At 62.3% G+C, this 15,987-nt stretch carries 12 protein-coding genes; 5 read left to right on the top strand and 7 right to left on the bottom strand.

Annotated elements, in window-relative coordinates; all coding sequences use genetic code 11:
- The first annotated feature begins 485 nt into the window (after positions 1 to 485).
- A complete protein-coding gene (locus ACHIRB_RS10720) occupies positions 486 to 743 on the top strand; it encodes a hypothetical protein (RefSeq protein ID WP_395123618.1) in 258 nt (85 codons plus the stop codon).
- Positions 744 to 1,540: 797 nt separating this feature from the next.
- Positions 1,541 to 1,939, top strand: a complete 399-nt coding sequence (locus ACHIRB_RS10715) for an SRPBCC family protein (RefSeq protein WP_395123617.1) — start codon at positions 1,541 to 1,543, stop codon at positions 1,937 to 1,939.
- Here ACHIRB_RS10715 and ACHIRB_RS10710 read toward each other — a convergent pair.
- Positions 1,930 to 3,669 (bottom strand): serine/threonine-protein kinase PknH/PknJ, encoded by a 1,740-nt coding sequence (locus ACHIRB_RS10710; protein ID WP_395123616.1) that lies wholly within the window; start codon positions 3,667 to 3,669, stop codon positions 1,930 to 1,932. The genes ACHIRB_RS10715 and ACHIRB_RS10710 overlap by 10 nt on opposite strands.
- Positions 3,670 to 3,839: 170 nt before the next feature.
- Here ACHIRB_RS10710 and ACHIRB_RS10705 point away from each other — a divergent pair, with 170 nt between their 5' ends.
- Positions 3,840 to 6,929, top strand: a complete 3,090-nt coding sequence (locus ACHIRB_RS10705) for an FAD-dependent oxidoreductase (RefSeq protein WP_395123615.1) — start codon at positions 3,840 to 3,842, stop codon at positions 6,927 to 6,929.
- Here the strand turns inward: ACHIRB_RS10705 and ACHIRB_RS10700 are convergent.
- From ACHIRB_RS10700 to ACHIRB_RS10680, 5 genes are all read right to left on the bottom strand, one after another.
- Complete coding sequence (locus tag ACHIRB_RS10700) at positions 6,909 to 7,832, bottom strand: FHA domain-containing protein (protein ID WP_395123614.1); 924 nt, start codon at positions 7,830 to 7,832, stop codon at positions 6,909 to 6,911. The genes ACHIRB_RS10705 and ACHIRB_RS10700 overlap by 21 nt on opposite strands.
- A gap of 587 nt (positions 7,833 to 8,419) precedes the next feature.
- The gene (locus ACHIRB_RS10695; RefSeq protein ID WP_395123613.1) at positions 8,420 to 9,415 is read right to left on the bottom strand and encodes an LLM class F420-dependent oxidoreductase; all 996 of its coding nucleotides are present in this window, start codon (positions 9,413 to 9,415) and stop codon (positions 8,420 to 8,422) included.
- Between the two features lie 3 nt (positions 9,416 to 9,418).
- On the bottom strand, positions 9,419 to 10,933 hold the full coding sequence (locus tag ACHIRB_RS10690; protein ID WP_395123612.1) for a catalase: 1,515 nt from the start codon (positions 10,931 to 10,933) through the stop codon (positions 9,419 to 9,421).
- A gap of 55 nt (positions 10,934 to 10,988) precedes the next feature.
- The gene (locus ACHIRB_RS10685) at positions 10,989 to 11,906 is read right to left on the bottom strand and encodes an NADP-dependent oxidoreductase (protein WP_395123611.1); all 918 of its coding nucleotides are present in this window, start codon (positions 11,904 to 11,906) and stop codon (positions 10,989 to 10,991) included.
- Positions 11,907 to 11,981: 75 nt separating this feature from the next.
- Positions 11,982 to 12,392, bottom strand: coding sequence for an STAS domain-containing protein (locus ACHIRB_RS10680; protein WP_395123610.1), 411 nt, complete (start codon positions 12,390 to 12,392; stop codon positions 11,982 to 11,984).
- A 162-nt stretch (positions 12,393 to 12,554) separates the two neighbouring features.
- Here ACHIRB_RS10680 and ACHIRB_RS10675 point away from each other — a divergent pair, with 162 nt between their 5' ends.
- Positions 12,555 to 13,865, top strand: coding sequence for a DUF222 domain-containing protein (locus ACHIRB_RS10675; protein WP_395123609.1), 1,311 nt, complete (start codon positions 12,555 to 12,557; stop codon positions 13,863 to 13,865).
- A gap of 13 nt (positions 13,866 to 13,878) precedes the next feature.
- Here ACHIRB_RS10675 and ACHIRB_RS10670 read toward each other — a convergent pair whose 3' ends face one another.
- Positions 13,879 to 15,297 carry an MFS transporter gene (locus tag ACHIRB_RS10670; RefSeq protein WP_395123608.1) on the bottom strand — a complete coding sequence of 473 codons (1,419 nt, stop codon included), beginning with the start codon at positions 15,295 to 15,297 and terminating at the stop codon, positions 13,879 to 13,881.
- Positions 15,298 to 15,371: 74 nt separating this feature from the next.
- On the opposite strand from ACHIRB_RS10670, the gene ACHIRB_RS10665 reads away from it, so the two are divergent.
- Positions 15,372 to 15,983: a TetR/AcrR family transcriptional regulator gene (locus ACHIRB_RS10665; RefSeq protein ID WP_395123607.1), complete on the top strand. Its 612-nt coding sequence runs from the start codon at positions 15,372 to 15,374 to the stop codon at positions 15,981 to 15,983.
- Positions 15,984 to 15,987: the final 4 nt, after the last annotated feature.

The raw sequence follows: 15,987 nt of genomic DNA, 5'->3' as shown, positions 1-15,987 counted from the left end.
CCAAGGTGGTCCCATGCTAGTGGCAAGCAGGTGGTCCCATCACCCTGGCAAATGACACCTACTGCGAATTCGATCCGCCAGACTGTTCCGCCTCTCGGGTCAACACACCTTTACCCGGTGCTGACCGCGGGGTGGCGTTGGATCGGATTCTTGAACCCTTTATCTGGCTCTAATTTCTGTTCCAAGATCCGGCCTTCGCGTGCAGCATGTCATCCAAACGAGCGACGGCACCGAGCCGCTCACTATGAGACAGTACATGCAGTCGACTGCACATGACCGAGTCCGTCAAGCCCTAACTTGACTTGGAGGCTAGGAAAATAACGGATTCGGTTACTCGCCATATTACGGTTGACACAACAAATGCAGCTGAATAAACGGGCCGCATCGCGCGGCAGATGTTCGAAGGCCCAGTGAAATTGCATTGAGATTGTAAAACGCGGACCAGCATTAAATATATCCGTTCACCACATCGAAAGGTTGCTAAAATGATCGTCGGAGTCTTGATTGCTATCGCTGTCTACTTGATCGCCGCGGTTTACGTGGCCAACTGGTACTTTGGGAGACGTCATGGCGTTAAGGGGCGTGTTGGCTTTTATCAATTTGGTGAGAAGCAGGATGCCGGAACAAAGATCGCTTCCCTGGTTGGCGCCGCATGGCCGATTTCGCCGTTTTTCCCAAAGGTGCGCAATCCAGAGCTTTGCCGGCACTCCGAACATGTTCTTGCACGAGCTCGACAGAGTTAAAGCTGGAGCGGCGTCTGACTGTGAGGGTCGGAGCACGCTTCTGGCTCTTGAAGTTTGAGGGGCTGTCCCGTGCGAGTCGGTAAGTGTTGAATGCTGGTCTCCGAACGCCAGAATAAGGAATCCAACCAACTTCTGAGCCGAAGGAGAATCACGAGTGCCACCGCACTTCGTCCGCTCCCCGACCTTAAGGCTGCGTCTGTCCAGCGGTCGGACGACCGATCGATCACGCAAACAAGCCCGCAGCACCGTCTTGTGATGCGCGCGTGTGTCCAGCCATTGCAAAATCACCGCTTCTGATCGGCGCGAATTACATCGGGTGCGTCGCAGTTGGGCCGATCCGACTGTTGCGGACTCGTATCTTAAATCGGCCACTATGCGACGAGTTTCGGTACGCGTTCGTGGAGGCCGTAAGTTGACTTTGACGCCGTGGTGGGCGCGCAGGTCGGTTCGCCTCTGATGCAGCGCACGAGATTGATGGCCCTTCGATGATCGTCGTTCCGTTCGGCAGCGGTTCCGCAGCGGTGCCAGCGACAGTCAACGACCGTCAACAGTACAAACACCAGAACTACCAGGTCAGCGGCATTTCCAAATAGTGCCATTATTGGCCAACAACACCAAACACCGAGAGCGACGGATTCAAAACCCGTCCAGTGTGAGTTCGAGTCTCACCGAGGGCACTCAGCAACACCTCACGCGCAGTGGGCCTAGGCGCCCAACATTCGTCGAAATATGCGGGATCCCGCCGAAATCATCGAATCCTGGGTGCTCAGGCCCATTTCTTTGGGTATCCAGATCTCATGACCCATACGTTTTCAGCAGATTCGGCCGCTCAGGCGACCGAAACCTGGTCTCTTGTCTCCGAGCCTGCCCGCTGGCCCGAGTGGGCGCCACATATCCGCGGAGCGTGGGGTCTCGGCTCCCCAGAAGTCCAGCGGGGACGCCGCGGCGCCGCTCGAGTGCTCTGGTTGCTACCGATCCCGGCGATCATCTCCGACAAGACCGAAGGTCGGTCGTGGACCTGGCAAGTCGGGCCGATGACGCTGGCTCACGAGGTGACGCCGCTGCCGACCGGGTCCAGAGTCACGATGTCGATCACTGCACCAGGCCCACTCGAGACCGTGCTTGCCGCGACGTACGGCCCGGTCGTCCAGTTGCTGGTCCGACGGCTGGCAAAGGTTGCCGAAGCTCAGCCCTGAGCTTTCGCCAGTATCGCCGCGACGATGTCCTGCGACTTGTCTCCGACGTCGATGTCGCCGCATACGACGGCTTCGGCAACGACGTTCGACCACGCTCCCATGGTGTGCTGGCACGTGTAGCCGGCGAACTCGGCAGGGGGAACCGTCCGGTTCTGCACGATCGAACCGTCCTGGCTTACAACGTCGGCCAGGGTGACGCTGGTCGTTCCGGTCTGGCCGGTGTAGTCGACGGGCCCCGACGCGCAGGCTTGCCACTGCTCTTTCGAGTTGTCGACGATCTTGGTGGCTGCCGAGGCCGACGGCAGGAGCGCAACCGATTGATCGACGACGTAGTACACCGAGCCGGATTCCGGTGTCTGCGAGACACTTTGCCGCAATGCCGTGTAGCCGCTGCCGTCGTAGACCTTCTTTTCGAGCGGATAGATGGCGCCGACACATTCGGGACGGCTGAAATCAGCAGACGCGTCCAGCAGCGTCGACGCCGTCTGCGGATCGTCCAGCGCCTGCCCTGTCAACGACGCGAGCTGCGGCTGATCGGCAAGCAGCGCTGCCACTTTCGACGGTTGCACAAGCGATGAATCGACGGCCGTTGCCGGACCGGCAGCACTCGAACTGCTTGCTGCGACAGTGTCACCCGAATCGGAGTCCGACGAACCCTGCATGAGCACAACGCCGACCGCAATCGCTACTGCGACAACGACTGCCGCAGCGGCGGCGAGCAGCCAGACGCGTCGACGCCCTGCGCCAGCGGCCGGGGCCGGACCCGTGTTCGGCGGTAGCGGTGTTGGCGATCCAGCTGGTGCTACGTACGCCGGAACCGGCTGTCCCGCAGGCGGATTACCTCCGACCGGACCGATCATCGTCTCGTGGTCGGTCCGCGGTTGCGCCTCGACGGCGGCATTGAGCGCCTGGGCGAATTCGGAACACGACCCGTAACGATCGTCTGGGCTCTTCGCCATGCCCTTGGAGATAACCGCATCCAACGCAGCCAGATCGGGCCTGTTGTCACCCATTCGCGGCGGCGGCGACGACAAATGGCTGCTGATGATGACAGCCGCGTTGGAGTTGTCGAACGGCGGCTTGCCGGTGAGCAGATGGAAGGCGGTCGTCGCAAGGGCGTATTGATCTGCCGCCCCGTCCATCGTCCGCCCCATCAGCTGCTCCGGCGCTGCGTAGGAGATCGACCCGACCGTCATGTTCGTTGCAGTCAGACCGTTGGCATCGTCGATTCGCCGAGCAATACCGAAGTCGGACAGCAGCGTTCGGCGTCGCTTCGACTCCGGGTCTGAATCGCTGAGCAAGATGTTGGCCGGTTTCACATCGCGGTGCAGGAGACCTCGCTCGTGCGCGTGATCGAGTGCATCGGCGACAGCGGTGACGATCTCGGCGCCGAATCGCGTCGGCACGCCGGCGGGAAAGCGCGTTCGCAGCAGGACGGCGGCGTCGGTGCCTTCGACGTAGTCCATCGTGATCCACAGCTGACCTTCGAACTCGCCACGATCGTGCACGGCGACGATGTGTGGATGCCACATCGAGGCAGCCAGATCCGCTTCGCGGATGAAGCGCTGGCGGTACTCGGAATCGGCTGTGAGCGTGGACGGCAGGATCTTCAAAGCCTCGCGGCGCGGCAGCCTGGGGTGGTCGACCAAATAGACTTCGCCCATCCCGCCCGCGCCCAACTGGCGCACGATCGTGAAACCTGCGAATTCGGAACCGGGAGCCAGCGGCATGCGCGAAAGTGTACAACCAAGGTCGGGTGCGGACCGCTGATCACATGCACTTTCCGCGTCCGCACGCGCTCCCGGAATGTCCGAATCCCTATCCCGCTGTTAGCGCGCCCGAATGGTCTTCTCACGCGTACGATTAGCGCGCATTCCGGCATGAGAGAGCGAGCGCTGCCATGGACCCGAACCAGGTTGTCATCGAGATTCGGGAGTGGGGACGGCGCCCTCGTCGGGTGACACTGAGCGGGTCCGTCGCATTCGGCCGTGATTGCGCCGGTGAGAATGTCGCCGATACCGAGGTCTCCCGCGAGCACCTGCGGATAGTGCCGAGCCCGACCGCGTTGTCGGTCGTCGACCTCGGTAGCCGCAACGGAACGACCCTCAACGGGGTTCCGCTGACCGGACGTGCGGAACTCGGCAAGGGAGATGTGCTGCGCCTCGGCCGTACCGAGTTGATCGTCGTGTCCGTCCCGGCCGTCCGCGGTGCCGAACCAGCTGCCGCGCCCGTCTCCGATCACGACTCGACCAGGCTCGGCGTCATGGTCACCGCTCCCCCGCCGCCACGCGCCGACGTCGTCCCGTCCCGCAGGATCGTCCTTGCCGAACGGGTCCTCGGCATCGACCCGACCGGCGAACGAGAACTGTTCCCCGCCTACACCGATCTGCCCAAGAAAATCCCGCTGCCCGTGTGGCAAGCGCTTCGAGTGATCAGCATCGGGTGCTTCCTCACTGTGATCGTGTTGCTGTTCGTGCGTCCGGCAGCCGGGCTTTTCATTTTCTTCGGCGTGATCGTTCCGGTACTCCCCGCGCTGTTTCTCGTCGCACCTGGGTTGTGGCGCAACGTATGTCCACTTGCCGCGACGAACCAGATCCCGCGTGTATTCGGCTTCACCCGCGCGTTGAATCCGCCGGATTGGCTACGAAACCGTGGCTACCTCGTCGCGATGGCACTGTTCTTCGGTATCGCCGGGTCCCGGCTCGCGGGCCTCGATCAGAGCGGTGCAGCGACCGGGGTTGTGCTCGTCTTGGTCGCGACGGTCGCGTTCACCGGTGGAGTCGTCTTCAAAGGCAAGAGCGGGTGGTGCAGCAGCATCTGCCCGCTGTTTCCGCTGCAGCGCGCGTACGCGCAGACGCCCTACATCACCGTCCCGAACAGCCACTGCCCATCGTGCGTCGGCTGTGCCAAGAACTGCTACGACTTCAAACCGCGCGCCGCGTATCAGGCGGACCTGGTCGACGACGACCGCGGCTGGACCTCACAGCGCAAGTTGTTCGTCGCGGCCCTGCCCGGCTTCATCCTCGGATTCTTCACTGCCGTAGGCCAACCCGATATGGCTGCGTTGGAGCGGTACGGACTGCTGGCGCTGTTCGTCCTCGTCAGCGTCGGGTCGTACTTCGCGATCGAAGCCGTTTCACCACTGAGTCCGGCGATGGTGGCGGTCTCATATGCGGCAGCGGCGCTCAACATCTTCTACTGGTTCGGCGGTCCCGTCGTTGTGAGCTCGCTCGCCGAGATCACCGGCATCGAAATTCCCTGGCTGCGTTGGCTGATCAGCGCCGTGGTGGCGGTGGTGACCCTCGTGTGGATCGCTCGCACCAGGGTCAGCGAACTGCAGTTCGCCTGGGTGTCCGGTACCCGGAAAGATCCCGTTCGACTACTGCCACTCGAACCCGTCGCGGCAGCTTCCACTGCGGCGACGGCGCGAGTTCAGTTCGGCAGCAACGGCGTTCCGGTCGCCGCCGAGTCCGGAACGAGCCTGCTGGAGATCGCCGAGAAGAACAAGCAGCCGATCGAAGCGGGATGCCGGATGGGCGTGTGCGGGGCTGACCCCGTCGCTGTCCTTGACGGCATGTCGTGCCTGTCGGCGCCCGAGCAGGACGAGCAGAACACACTGCGGCGTCTCGGCCTTGCGAAAAATACTCGGATGGCGTGTTGCGCACGGATCTCGTCCGGGACAGTCACGATGTCGCTCACACCGGAGCCAGGTGACGGATCAGGGGACAAGCCAACACGATTCGACCGATCGATCGTCAGTGTCGTCATTGTCGGTGGCGGTATCGCCGCTGTCACCGCAGCCGATTTCGTTCGGCGCGGTCACCCCGACTGCGAGATCCACCTCGTCGGTCAGGAATCGCACGCCCTCTACAACAGGATGGGAATTTCGCGGCTCGTCTATGGTCGGTCTGCGATGCAGGGTCTCTATCTGCTGCCCGAACAGTGGTACGACGATCACAGCGTCCATGCGTGGCTGAACACGATGGCGAGACGCATCGACGTTCCCGCGCAGCGCGTTCTGCTCGGCACCGGCGAGTCCCTTCCGTACGACCGTTTGATCCTGGCCATGGGGTCGAGCGCGACGATTCCGCCGACCCCGGGAATCGACCGCGAAGGCAGCTTCGTTCTTCGCGAAGCAGGCGACGCGATGGGCATTCGTTCCTACGTTCAGCGCAACGGTTGCCGGTCGGCTGTCGTGGCCGGCGGTGGACTGCTCGGCCTCGAAGCTGCGTACTCGCTGCACTTGCTCGGTTTGCAGGTGACGGTCCTGGAACGCGGCGATCGTTTGCTCAGCCGTCAGATCGACCCACGCTGCTCGGAAGTCGTTGCGCAGCATTTCAAGAATCAGGGAATCGAGTTGCTGACGCGCGCAGAGACAGTTCGAGTGGAGGGCGAACCGAGCGTGACTGCGGCGATCCTGAAAGACGGTCGAGAACTGCCGTGCGACGTGTTCCTGACGGCCGTTGGCGTTCGTCCCAACATCGGCCTTGCTCGCGACGCGGGGATTCCGGTCGGCAAGGGGGTGCTGGTCGACGACCGCATGCGGACCCGTACGCGCTGGGTGTACGCGGCGGGAGACGTTGCCGAACACAATGGCCAGGTGTGGGGTCTGTGGCCGGTCGCCGTCGAGCAAGCCGAAGCCGCGGCTGTGAACGCACTCGGCGGCGAGATGACTCTGACCGCCGAAACGCCTGCGACGATCCTCAAAGGTGTAGACCTCGAGTTGTTCTCGATCGGCAAGGTGACGCCTGCCGCGACCGACGACGTCATCGTTATCGACCGCCCGGCCCGCATGTCCTATCGGCGCCTCGTGCTGTCGCACGGTCGGGTTGTCGGCGCGACAGTTCTCGGCCACCATCCAGCCGATGTGACAGCGGCACAGAAGGCGGTCAAGGGACGTTTCCAGGTCGACCCCAGCGCGCTGAATGCGTTGCGCGCCGGAGATTGGAGCGGGCTGGCAAACGAAAAGTCAGCTCGCGCCACCCGCTAGGTGGGTCACGGTCCATTCGCCGATCCGTAAGGTCCAGCCAGGGTCGAGTCGCGCGGGGGTTTCGCCGACCTGGGTCCAGTCCTCGGCACCGGGCGCTGCGATGAAAGTCCCTGCGGGAGTGAGGGCGTCGCGCACGAAGACGTCGCCGCGCTCCACTGTGATGTAGGCGTGTACACGCGATATGTACGGGTCGTATTCGACGACGATCGGCGACGCCGTTGCGTTCGCGACGGCCTCGTCCGACAGTGGGGCACGTCCGATGACATACGGGCGGTCGAGCGGATAGACGGCGCCGTCCTTCGTCGACAGCACACTGATCACCGGCGTTGCTGCGGCAGTTTCCTGCGGCGACCGGAACCCGGGTGGGTTCACCGCGTCCGCTGGAATTCGCACTGTCGCAACGGTTTCCATATGTCGCGGCGGTTCGGTCGGCAAGGTCGCCCGAACAATGGTGAACCCGCCGCCCGGCACGATTCCTGCCTGCAGATCGGTGTGCGGACGGGGGTACGGCGTCGAACGGTCGGCGGCACGGAGGCCGATGGTCGTCGCGTGGTCGGGCACAGCTTCGACAACGAAGCGCGGACCCTCGTTGCCGACCAGACTGCGTCCGCCGTCGTTGGTTCGGATATCGGCTGCGACAACGCCTTTGAGCAGAACGATCGCGCCGTCGGCGGTCGGCGCGACGACGCCGAATGCAACGCCGCGAGCGGCACCGAATGCGACGGGAGCAAGCCGATCGGGCAAACCTGCGCCAGGGTACTGAGTGCGGGCGGCGGCATCCACAGCCCCGAGCAACTGCGCAACGGGTTCGTCCGCACCGGTCGCAAACAACACCACATCGCCGAACCGCGCGATCAAGCCGCTACCGTCGGAAATTCCGACTGTGAATGGTCGTTGCTGCACCGACGGCCGCCCTTCGTTGACTCGCGCTGATCATAATCCGCGCAGCCGAGTCACCGTGGGGGACGTTGCCGACATTCCTCGTAGGTCGCGCCCGAGCGGAAGCAATCGTAGAAACCGCTTTGTATGTCACCGGATGTCGGCGGCTCGCCGCACAACACGCCGCACCTCAAATAGTTAGGTGCGATCGAGCCGTCCGGGAAACGGCACACATCCGTGCATGTGTAGCCGCGCGCGTTCGGATCGATGGGCATCAGATCAGGTGTGTACGCCCAGACCCAAGCATCAGTGCGGGAGACCCTGGTGCAATAGACGGTTCTACCGTCCGCGGTATGCGCGACGGCACCGTGGTCTTGGCAGTAGTTGTTCAAGTTGACAAGCGGACCCGGCGGACTCGCTGCGCCCGACCCGCTGTCCGGCGCTGCACCCGCTGGTGCCGCAAACGCAAAGCATGCGCACACTGACAGAACAGCAATGAAAAATCGCCGCACGATGTGCGAACGTGTTGGTGCTGGCATGGACGTACCCCCTACCTAACGAGTCCCCAACCCGATAGTTCGAGAGTAGCCCGGCTGCCCGGTATCCAGTACCTACTTCACTTTTGCAGCCGCCCGCAGTTTCTCGAGCAACGGACCTGCCGCTTCGGCGAGAAAGGCTTCCAGCGACTCGTCACCGATCTGCACAAGCGCGATGTCGCTGAAGCCCGCCTCCCAATAGGGCCGCACCGATTCGACGATGGCGTCGAGGTCGGGACCGCACGGGATGCTGTCGGCAACGTCCTCGGGTCGTACGAATTGCGTCGCGGCGGAGAAGCCCGCGGTTGTGGGGAGATCGGCGTTGACACTCCAGCCGCCGGCGAACCAGCGGAACTGATCGTGCGCTCGGTCGATTGCCTTTTGCTGGTCGGGATCCCAGCAAATCGGAATCTGGCCGATGACCCGCGATTCGGACGGCGATCCAGCCGCCATGTTTCGTACATGCCGCCAGCCGTTGACCAGAACCTTCTCCGGCGCGACCGCGATCATGTGGTCGGCTATCGACGCAAACTTCTCGATCGACTTGTCTCCCGACACCGCAACGGCAATCGGCAACGGCACATCCGGTAGGTCCCATAACCGGGCCGAATCGACTCGATAATGCTCGCCTTGCCATTCGACCAATCCGCCAGCAAGTAGTTCGCGGATTATCTGGATCGCCTCGACAAGCATGTCTTGCCGCTTGTCGACGCCAGGCCAACCTGCTCCGACAACATGCTCGTTGAGATTCTCGCCGCTACCCAGCCCGAGAGTGAATCGTCCATCGCTGAGAATCTGCAGCGTTGCAGCCTTTTGGGCGACCACCGCTGGGTGATAGCGCATCGTCGGGCAGGTCACGTACGTCATCAACTCGATACTTTCGGTCGCTTGCGCGACAGCACCGAGAACCGTCCACGCGTAAGGCGAATGCCCCTGCGAGGTAAGCCATGGCGAATAGTGATCGCTACTCACCGCGAAGTCGAAACCGGCTTTCTCTGCGCCGACCGCGTAAGTGACCAGCTCTTTCGGACCACTTTGTTCGGTCATAAGCGTGTAGCCGAATCCGGTCATGTGTCAGGCCTTCTGCTGCATACTCGACCGCGCCGAATTGCCCTGTTCGGCGACCTTCGGATCAGGTTCGTCAGCTTTAGCCCTGACTCCTTCTTCGACCTTGTCGCCCAGCGATTTGTCGACATTTCGCCAATATTCGAAGGCCTTCTGCAAAATCGGCTCGGAGACTCCGTTGAGCAGGTGACCGACGATGTTGTCAACGAGTCGATCGCGGGCGGCGTCGTCGAGGACGTCGCGAACCAACGTGCCGGCCTGTCCCCAATCGTCGTCCTCGCTATGCGAAACGTATGCGCTGCGCCCGATTTCACCTTCCGAGTACCAGCCCGGGTCGGCGAACCCGTCAGCATGCGGACCGCCTTTGGTGTTCGGTGCATACACGGGGTCGGACACCTTGTTAGATCGCATCGCGCCGTCTTTGCTGTAGCTGTTGACGGCCGATGTCGACGCATTTACAGGCAGTTGCTTGTAATTGACTCCGATGCGATGCCGGTGGGCGTCGGCATACGCGAACAGCCGAGCGAGCAACATTCGATCGGGGCTCGGTCCGATACCGCGGACCAGATTGTTCGGCTCGAACGCAGCCTGCTCGATTTCGGTGTGATGATCCGTTGGGTTCCGGTTCAAGACCATTTTGCCGACACGCTGCAACGGATAGTCGCTGTGCGGCCAGACCTTGGTCAGGTCGAACGGATTGAATCGGTAGTTCGCTGCATCGTCGAACGGCATCAGTTGGACGAACAACGTCCAACTCGGATTGTCACCCTTCTGGATGGCTTCGAACAGATCGCGCGTGTGGTAATCAGTGTCGGCAGAAGCCATTTGGTCGGCTTCGTCCTGCGTGAAGGTCTCGATGCCCTGGTCGGTTTTGAAGTGGTACTTCACCCAATGCCGATCGCCCGCAGCGTTCGTCCACAAGTAGGTATGCGAGGTGTAGCCGTTCATGTGCCGCCAGGTCCGCGGAATACCGCGGTCCCCCATCAACCACGTCACCTGGTGCGCCGACTCTGGTGACAGCGTCCAGAAATCCCACTGCATATCGTGGTCGCGCAAGTTGTTGTCGGCCCGCCGCTTCTGCGATCGAATGAAATGCTGAAACTTCATCGGATCCTTGACGAAGAACACCGGGGTGTTGTTGCCGACCATGTCGTACACGCCTTCCGAAGTGTAGAACTTGACGGCGAACCCGCGCGGATCGCGCCAGGTGTCCGGGCTGCCCCGCTCCCCCGCGACGGTCGAAAAGCGTGCGAGCAGATCGGTTTTCGTCCCCGGCGCGAAGACGGCGGCGCGTGTGAACTCGCTGACGTCGTCGGTCACTTCGAAATGCCCGAAAGCGCCGCTTCCCTTCGCGTGTGGCTGCCGCTCAGGTATACGTTCGCGGTTGAACTGCGCCATCTGCTCGATCAGATAGTGATCCTGCAACAGGATGGGTCCAGCCGGTCCAACGGTCAGGGAATGCTCATCACTACCGACTGGAATTCCCGCATCGGTTGTGGTGGTTCCTGCAATGTCACTAGTCACGTTTGTACTCCTCAATACACGGGCTTGATGAGGGCATACCCAGCCTCGCCGCCTATCAACCGACGTTGACGACGACTTTCCCCTTCGCATGGCCTACTTCGACGGCGGACATCGCAGCTGCAACGTCGTCGAACGACAGGACGTCTTCGACGTGCGGGTCCAATTTTCCCTCTGCAACGAGGTCGGCGACGATGTCGAGGACACGCTGGGTGCGATCGCGCTCGATAACGTGGCCACCGAGTTCGGCGACGGTTTCGGGATCGCCGGCACTGATCAGCTTGTTTCGGTCTGCGACCAGATCTACGACATCCCGCAGGCATGTTCCGCCTGCGAGATCGAAGATGGCGTCGACACCGTCGGGAAGTAGGTCGGTGATCCGACCTGCGACGCCGTCTCCGTAGGGAACGAGCGTGGCGCCTAGTGACTCGATCAAAGGTCGCTTGTCAGCACCGGCTGTTCCGATGACGTTGATCTCGAGGTCCCGCGCGATCTGAGCTGCGGCAACGCCGACACCACCGCTCACCCCATTGATCAGCAAGGTTTGACCCGCTTCGAGCTGCACCTGCGCCACGCCGTCGTACGCGGTCGCTGCCGCAACGGAGAGCGTCGCGGCGTCTGTGAACGAGACCTTCAGGGGTTTGTGTGCGGCAGCGGTTGCCGGAAGGAGCGCGAACTCGGCGAACCCACCGGATCCGGGTGCAACGCTTCCGAACACCTCGTCCCCGACTGCGAATCCGTCCACGTCCTGGCCGATTTCACGGACGACACCCGACACCTCGGAACCGAGTACCTTCGGGAAGTCCGCAGGAGCGGAGGGTCCGAACGCGCCACTACGAATCTTCCAGTCGACGGGGTAGACCCCGGCGGCTCGGACCTCGACCAACAGCTCGCCCGCTAGTGGCGATGGCATCGCAAGGTCGAGAAACTCCTGAACCTCCGGGCCGCCGTTGCTGTTGTAACCAAATGCTTTCACTGCTGCAGTCCTCCCAATCGGGTAGATGGATCTTCTACAGCGGTACCCAACCAGCAGGAGCCAAACCAAGGACGGTCAATCGCGACGGTGCGGCGGCGAAGCGTAAGCCGCGTCGAAGGTCGGCACGAGATCGAGGGATCGGTCCAACCCGGTGACTTCCAGCGGCCGGATGACCGCCCGATTGTTGCCTGTGACAATCCGGAAGGGATGACCTCGCGCCGCGCTGCGCTCAGCGAGAGCAACGAGCAACTCGATCCCCGCCGAACCGAAGAACGTCACTTCGGCGAGGTCGGCGAGCACTGCCTTCGGCGACGGAAACTCGGCGAATGTCTCGTCGAGTCGTGTGCGGAGGTATCTCTGGGTTGCCATATCGATGTCGCCGACGATGCGGACGACAACAGTTCCATCCTTTGTGCAACTGGCATCTACGACGATGGAGTCGGCATACGGGGAGTCCGTCATCGCCCCGTCGTTGGTTGTGGACATCGCGGCGCACCTTCCCGTCAGGACATTCTGGTTGGAGAAAATTGTATGGAGCCGAATGATCTCTGACCAGTGTTTCGACAGACAGTTTCGACGGGCATTTTCTCCGTCGATAAAGGCACGTATTCGCTTGCAGCCCAGCAATTTATCGGTAGAATAGAACACATGTTCGAGTCGGGGGAAACGCAAACGGAGGCGGACCGTTTAACCGCTTTATGGGCCGAGATGGCGAACGTCGATCGCACACTGAGCGATGCCGAGCAGGCCGATGTGATCCTGGTATTGGAAAAAGTGAAATCAGGCTGCGCAGCACTGCAGGCGCAGGTGACCAACGACTTCGCCAGGCAACGACGAGCCGAGCGCGCCGCGCATGGACTGTCGAAAGCGCAGCAGGAGATGGGTATCCCGTCCGAAATCGGACTGGCACGACAGTGCTCGCCACACAAAGGCAGCCAACATCTCGGCTTCGCCCGCGCGCTGGTCGAGGAAATGCCACACACCCTTCGTCAGCTCGAGACGGGTGACCTCACCGAGTGGCGGGCCACCATCCTCGTCCGCGAAACAGGTTGCCTGAGCAAGGAAGACCGCGGAATAGTGGATCGGGAACTGTGCAGCGATCCCGCCACCCTCGCGGGTAAAGGTGACAATCAGATCAAAGCTGCCGCAGTTGCGTTGGGGGCGAAACTCGACGCGGAGTCGATGGTGCGGCGAGCCCGCAAAGCCGAAGCCCACCGGTGCGTCACCTCACGGCCGGCGCCGGACACCATGGCGTATCTGACGGCGTTGCTGCCGATGAAGCACGCCGTCACCGTGCATGCGACGTTGCTCAAGGATGCCGCAGCCGTCGTCGCGGCAGGCGATGAGCGGACCAAATCCCAGATCATGGCCGACATCCTGGTCGAACGGGTGACCGGGCTGGCGACAGCGTCCGCAGTGCCGGTCACGATCGACATCGTCATCTCCGACGAAGCGCTGCTGACCGACAAGCCTTCAGCGGCAGAGGTTCCCGGATACGGACCGATACCCGCGGATCTGGTCAAGCAATGGCTGCACGACTCCGATGCGATGGTCGAGTTACGTCGCCTCTACGCGAATCCGACGACCGGGGCGTTGACCGCGATGGAATCGAAGTCGCGATGCTTCCGGAAAGGGCTGCTGCGGATGACCCGATTCCGCGACCGGATCTGCCGCACACCGTGGTGTGACGCGCGAATCAAGCATGGTGATCACGACGAATCGGCGGAATCAGGTGGTGCGACGACGCTGCACAACTCCGCCGGCCTGTGCGAAGCCTGCAACTACGCCAAAGAAGCCGACGGCTGGTCGGCGAAACCCGACACCCAGCAGCCCGGCCAACTCCACAGCTACACCATCACCACCCCGACCGGGCATCAGCACCGCTCGATCGCACCGGCTCTCCCGATGCCACTCACATTGCAGCGCAGCGGAGTCGACAGAGTCGACTCCGCTGCGTGATGTGAAACTTCGGTTACTGCTTCGTGCGCAATCCCGATAGCGCGACCGCTGCGGCAGTGACTCCGACTGCCACTGCGGCGACTACGAGTGCATTGCCGAGCCCGTCGGTGAACGCCTGGTTGGCACCAACTTCGGCAACACGATTCGTGATGGTCGAAGTGAGGACGCTGCCGAAGACTGCGATGCCGATCGCGCCGCCGAGTTCACGAGCCAAGTCGTTCATTGCCGACGCAACGCCCTGCTGATCTGCTGGCAACGATTCGGTCAGAGCACTCGTTGCCGGCGTCATCGCAAGGCCCATACCTGCACCGAGGATCGGGAGCCCGACGAACAGGACGACGTAGTTGATGTCGGTGCCGAGCGTGCTCAGCGTCAGCATCGCAACGACGATCAGGACGAGACCGAGGACGCAGGTCCGGATGTGGCCCAACTTGCGGGTGACCCGAAAAGCGTTGCGAGACGATCCCATCAGGCCAGCAGCCATCGGCAGCATGCAGATCGCTCCGACGAGCGGGCTGAGGCCGGCGACCGACTGCAGGTACTGCATGATCAAGAAAACGAACCCGAAGAACGCTGCGAACTGCATTGCGATCGACAGCGCACTTGTCGAGAAGAGTCGGTTGCCGAACAGGCGCGGATCGAGCAGCGGATGCGCTACTCGCAGCTCCCACACGATCGTCACGGCGAGCAGCACGACACCGAAGGCGAGTCCGAAAACTGTTCGCATGGAGCCCCATCCGGCTGTCGGAGCTTCGATGATCGAGAAGATGATCGCGCTGATGCTACACACGAACAGGACCGCTCCGCCGACATCGATCCGGTGCGAACGCCCCTCCAAGTTCTCGGGCACGGCACGGGCAACCAAGATTGCAGCGATCACGGCGAGCGCAACATTGAGCCCGAAAACGGAACGCCAGGAGAAGAATTCGAGCAAGGTTCCTGATACGACCAAGCCGAGGACAGCGCTCGCACCCGCAACGCCCGACCAGATTCCTATGGCGCGCAATCGTTCTCGATCCGCGTAGACGGTGGTAATGGTCGACAGCGTCGCGGGCATCACGAGTGCGGCGCCGATACCGAGCAGGCCGCGAAGGCCGATGAGCATCCCGATGCTGTCGGTGAACATCGCCAGCAGCGAGGTAACTCCGAAGACGGCGAGTCCGGCGAACAGTGCGAGCCGCCTGCCGTACCGGTCCCCCAGCGCACCGCCGACGAGCAGCAGCGACGCGAAGACCAAAGCGTAGGCATCCACGACCCACGCGATCTGTGTATGGGACGCGCCGGTGTCGCGAGCCAGATCAGGGATCGCGACATTGAGTGACGTCACCGCCGAAACAACGGTCGCCAGCGAGATGCATACGGCCGGTAGCAGCAGCTTCTTCGCTTTGGAACTGGGTTCTGGTTCGGCTTTCGTCGCCAGGTCGATGGCCATCAGGTCTCCTCGGTTGCCGTTATTCAACGATGTTGAAATAACTGTCGCACACCGCGCGCTACAATTCAACAGTGATGAATAAGCAACTTTCCAAGACCGGCCCAGGCCGCCGGACTGGAGCACCCGACACCAGGCAGGCGATCCTCGACGCCGCGCACGCTCGGTTTGCCGCAGAAGGATTCACAGCGACGACGGTGCGGTCGATTGCCGCGGACGCAGGCGTCGACGCGGCGATGATCAACTACTTCTTCGGGTCGAAGCAGAAGCTCTTCGAAGAGGCACTCGCCTTGCGCGCCAACCCGGTTGTGATCGTCACCGAACTCGTCGAGGGGTCCATCGAAGGACTCCCCCGCCGAATACTGACGACGTTGCTCGCAACCTGGGACGACCCGGCGAACCGGCCGTCACTCATCGCCATCGTCACATCCATCGAGGACGACCCCGCTCAGAACGGTCTGCTACGCGACTTCCTCGAAAAGGTCATCGCAGGACCGGTGGCTGCGCAGCTGACCGCAGCTGGGATGCAGCAGGGCACAGCGGAAATCCGTGCAGGCCTGCTCGCATCGATGTTCGTCGGCGTCGTCATGGCCCGCTACGTCGTCTGCGCGAGTCCGATGGCCGACCTGCCTCCTCAGGTCATCGTCGACGAACTCGGACCAGCGTTGGACGCGATCCTGACCGTGTGACGCC

Origin of the sequence: Antrihabitans spumae, from assembly GCF_043944905.1 — a bacterium.
Taxonomy (GTDB): domain Bacteria; phylum Actinomycetota; class Actinomycetes; order Mycobacteriales; family Mycobacteriaceae; genus Antrihabitans; species Antrihabitans spumae.
This window is presented reverse-complemented; position numbering and strand designations above follow the sequence as displayed.

Coding starts and splice junctions, on each gene's coding strand:
- ACHIRB_RS10720 (WP_395123618.1), top strand. CDS start 486: ATGATCGTCGGAGTCTTGATTGCTATCGCTGTCTACTTGATCGCCGCG.
- ACHIRB_RS10715 (WP_395123617.1), top strand. CDS start 1,541: ATGACCCATACGTTTTCAGCAGATTCGGCCGCTCAGGCGACCGAAACC.
- ACHIRB_RS10710 (WP_395123616.1), bottom strand. CDS start 3,669: ATGCCGCTGGCTCCCGGTTCCGAATTCGCAGGTTTCACGATCGTGCGC.
- ACHIRB_RS10705 (WP_395123615.1), top strand. CDS start 3,840: ATGGACCCGAACCAGGTTGTCATCGAGATTCGGGAGTGGGGACGGCGC.
- ACHIRB_RS10695 (WP_395123613.1), bottom strand. CDS start 9,415: ATGACCGGATTCGGCTACACGCTTATGACCGAACAAAGTGGTCCGAAA.
- ACHIRB_RS10680 (WP_395123610.1), bottom strand. CDS start 12,392: ATGTCCACAACCAACGACGGGGCGATGACGGACTCCCCGTATGCCGAC.
- ACHIRB_RS10675 (WP_395123609.1), top strand. CDS start 12,555: ATGTTCGAGTCGGGGGAAACGCAAACGGAGGCGGACCGTTTAACCGCT.
- ACHIRB_RS10670 (WP_395123608.1), bottom strand. CDS start 15,297: ATGGCCATCGACCTGGCGACGAAAGCCGAACCAGAACCCAGTTCCAAA.
- ACHIRB_RS10665 (WP_395123607.1), top strand. CDS start 15,372: ATGAATAAGCAACTTTCCAAGACCGGCCCAGGCCGCCGGACTGGAGCA.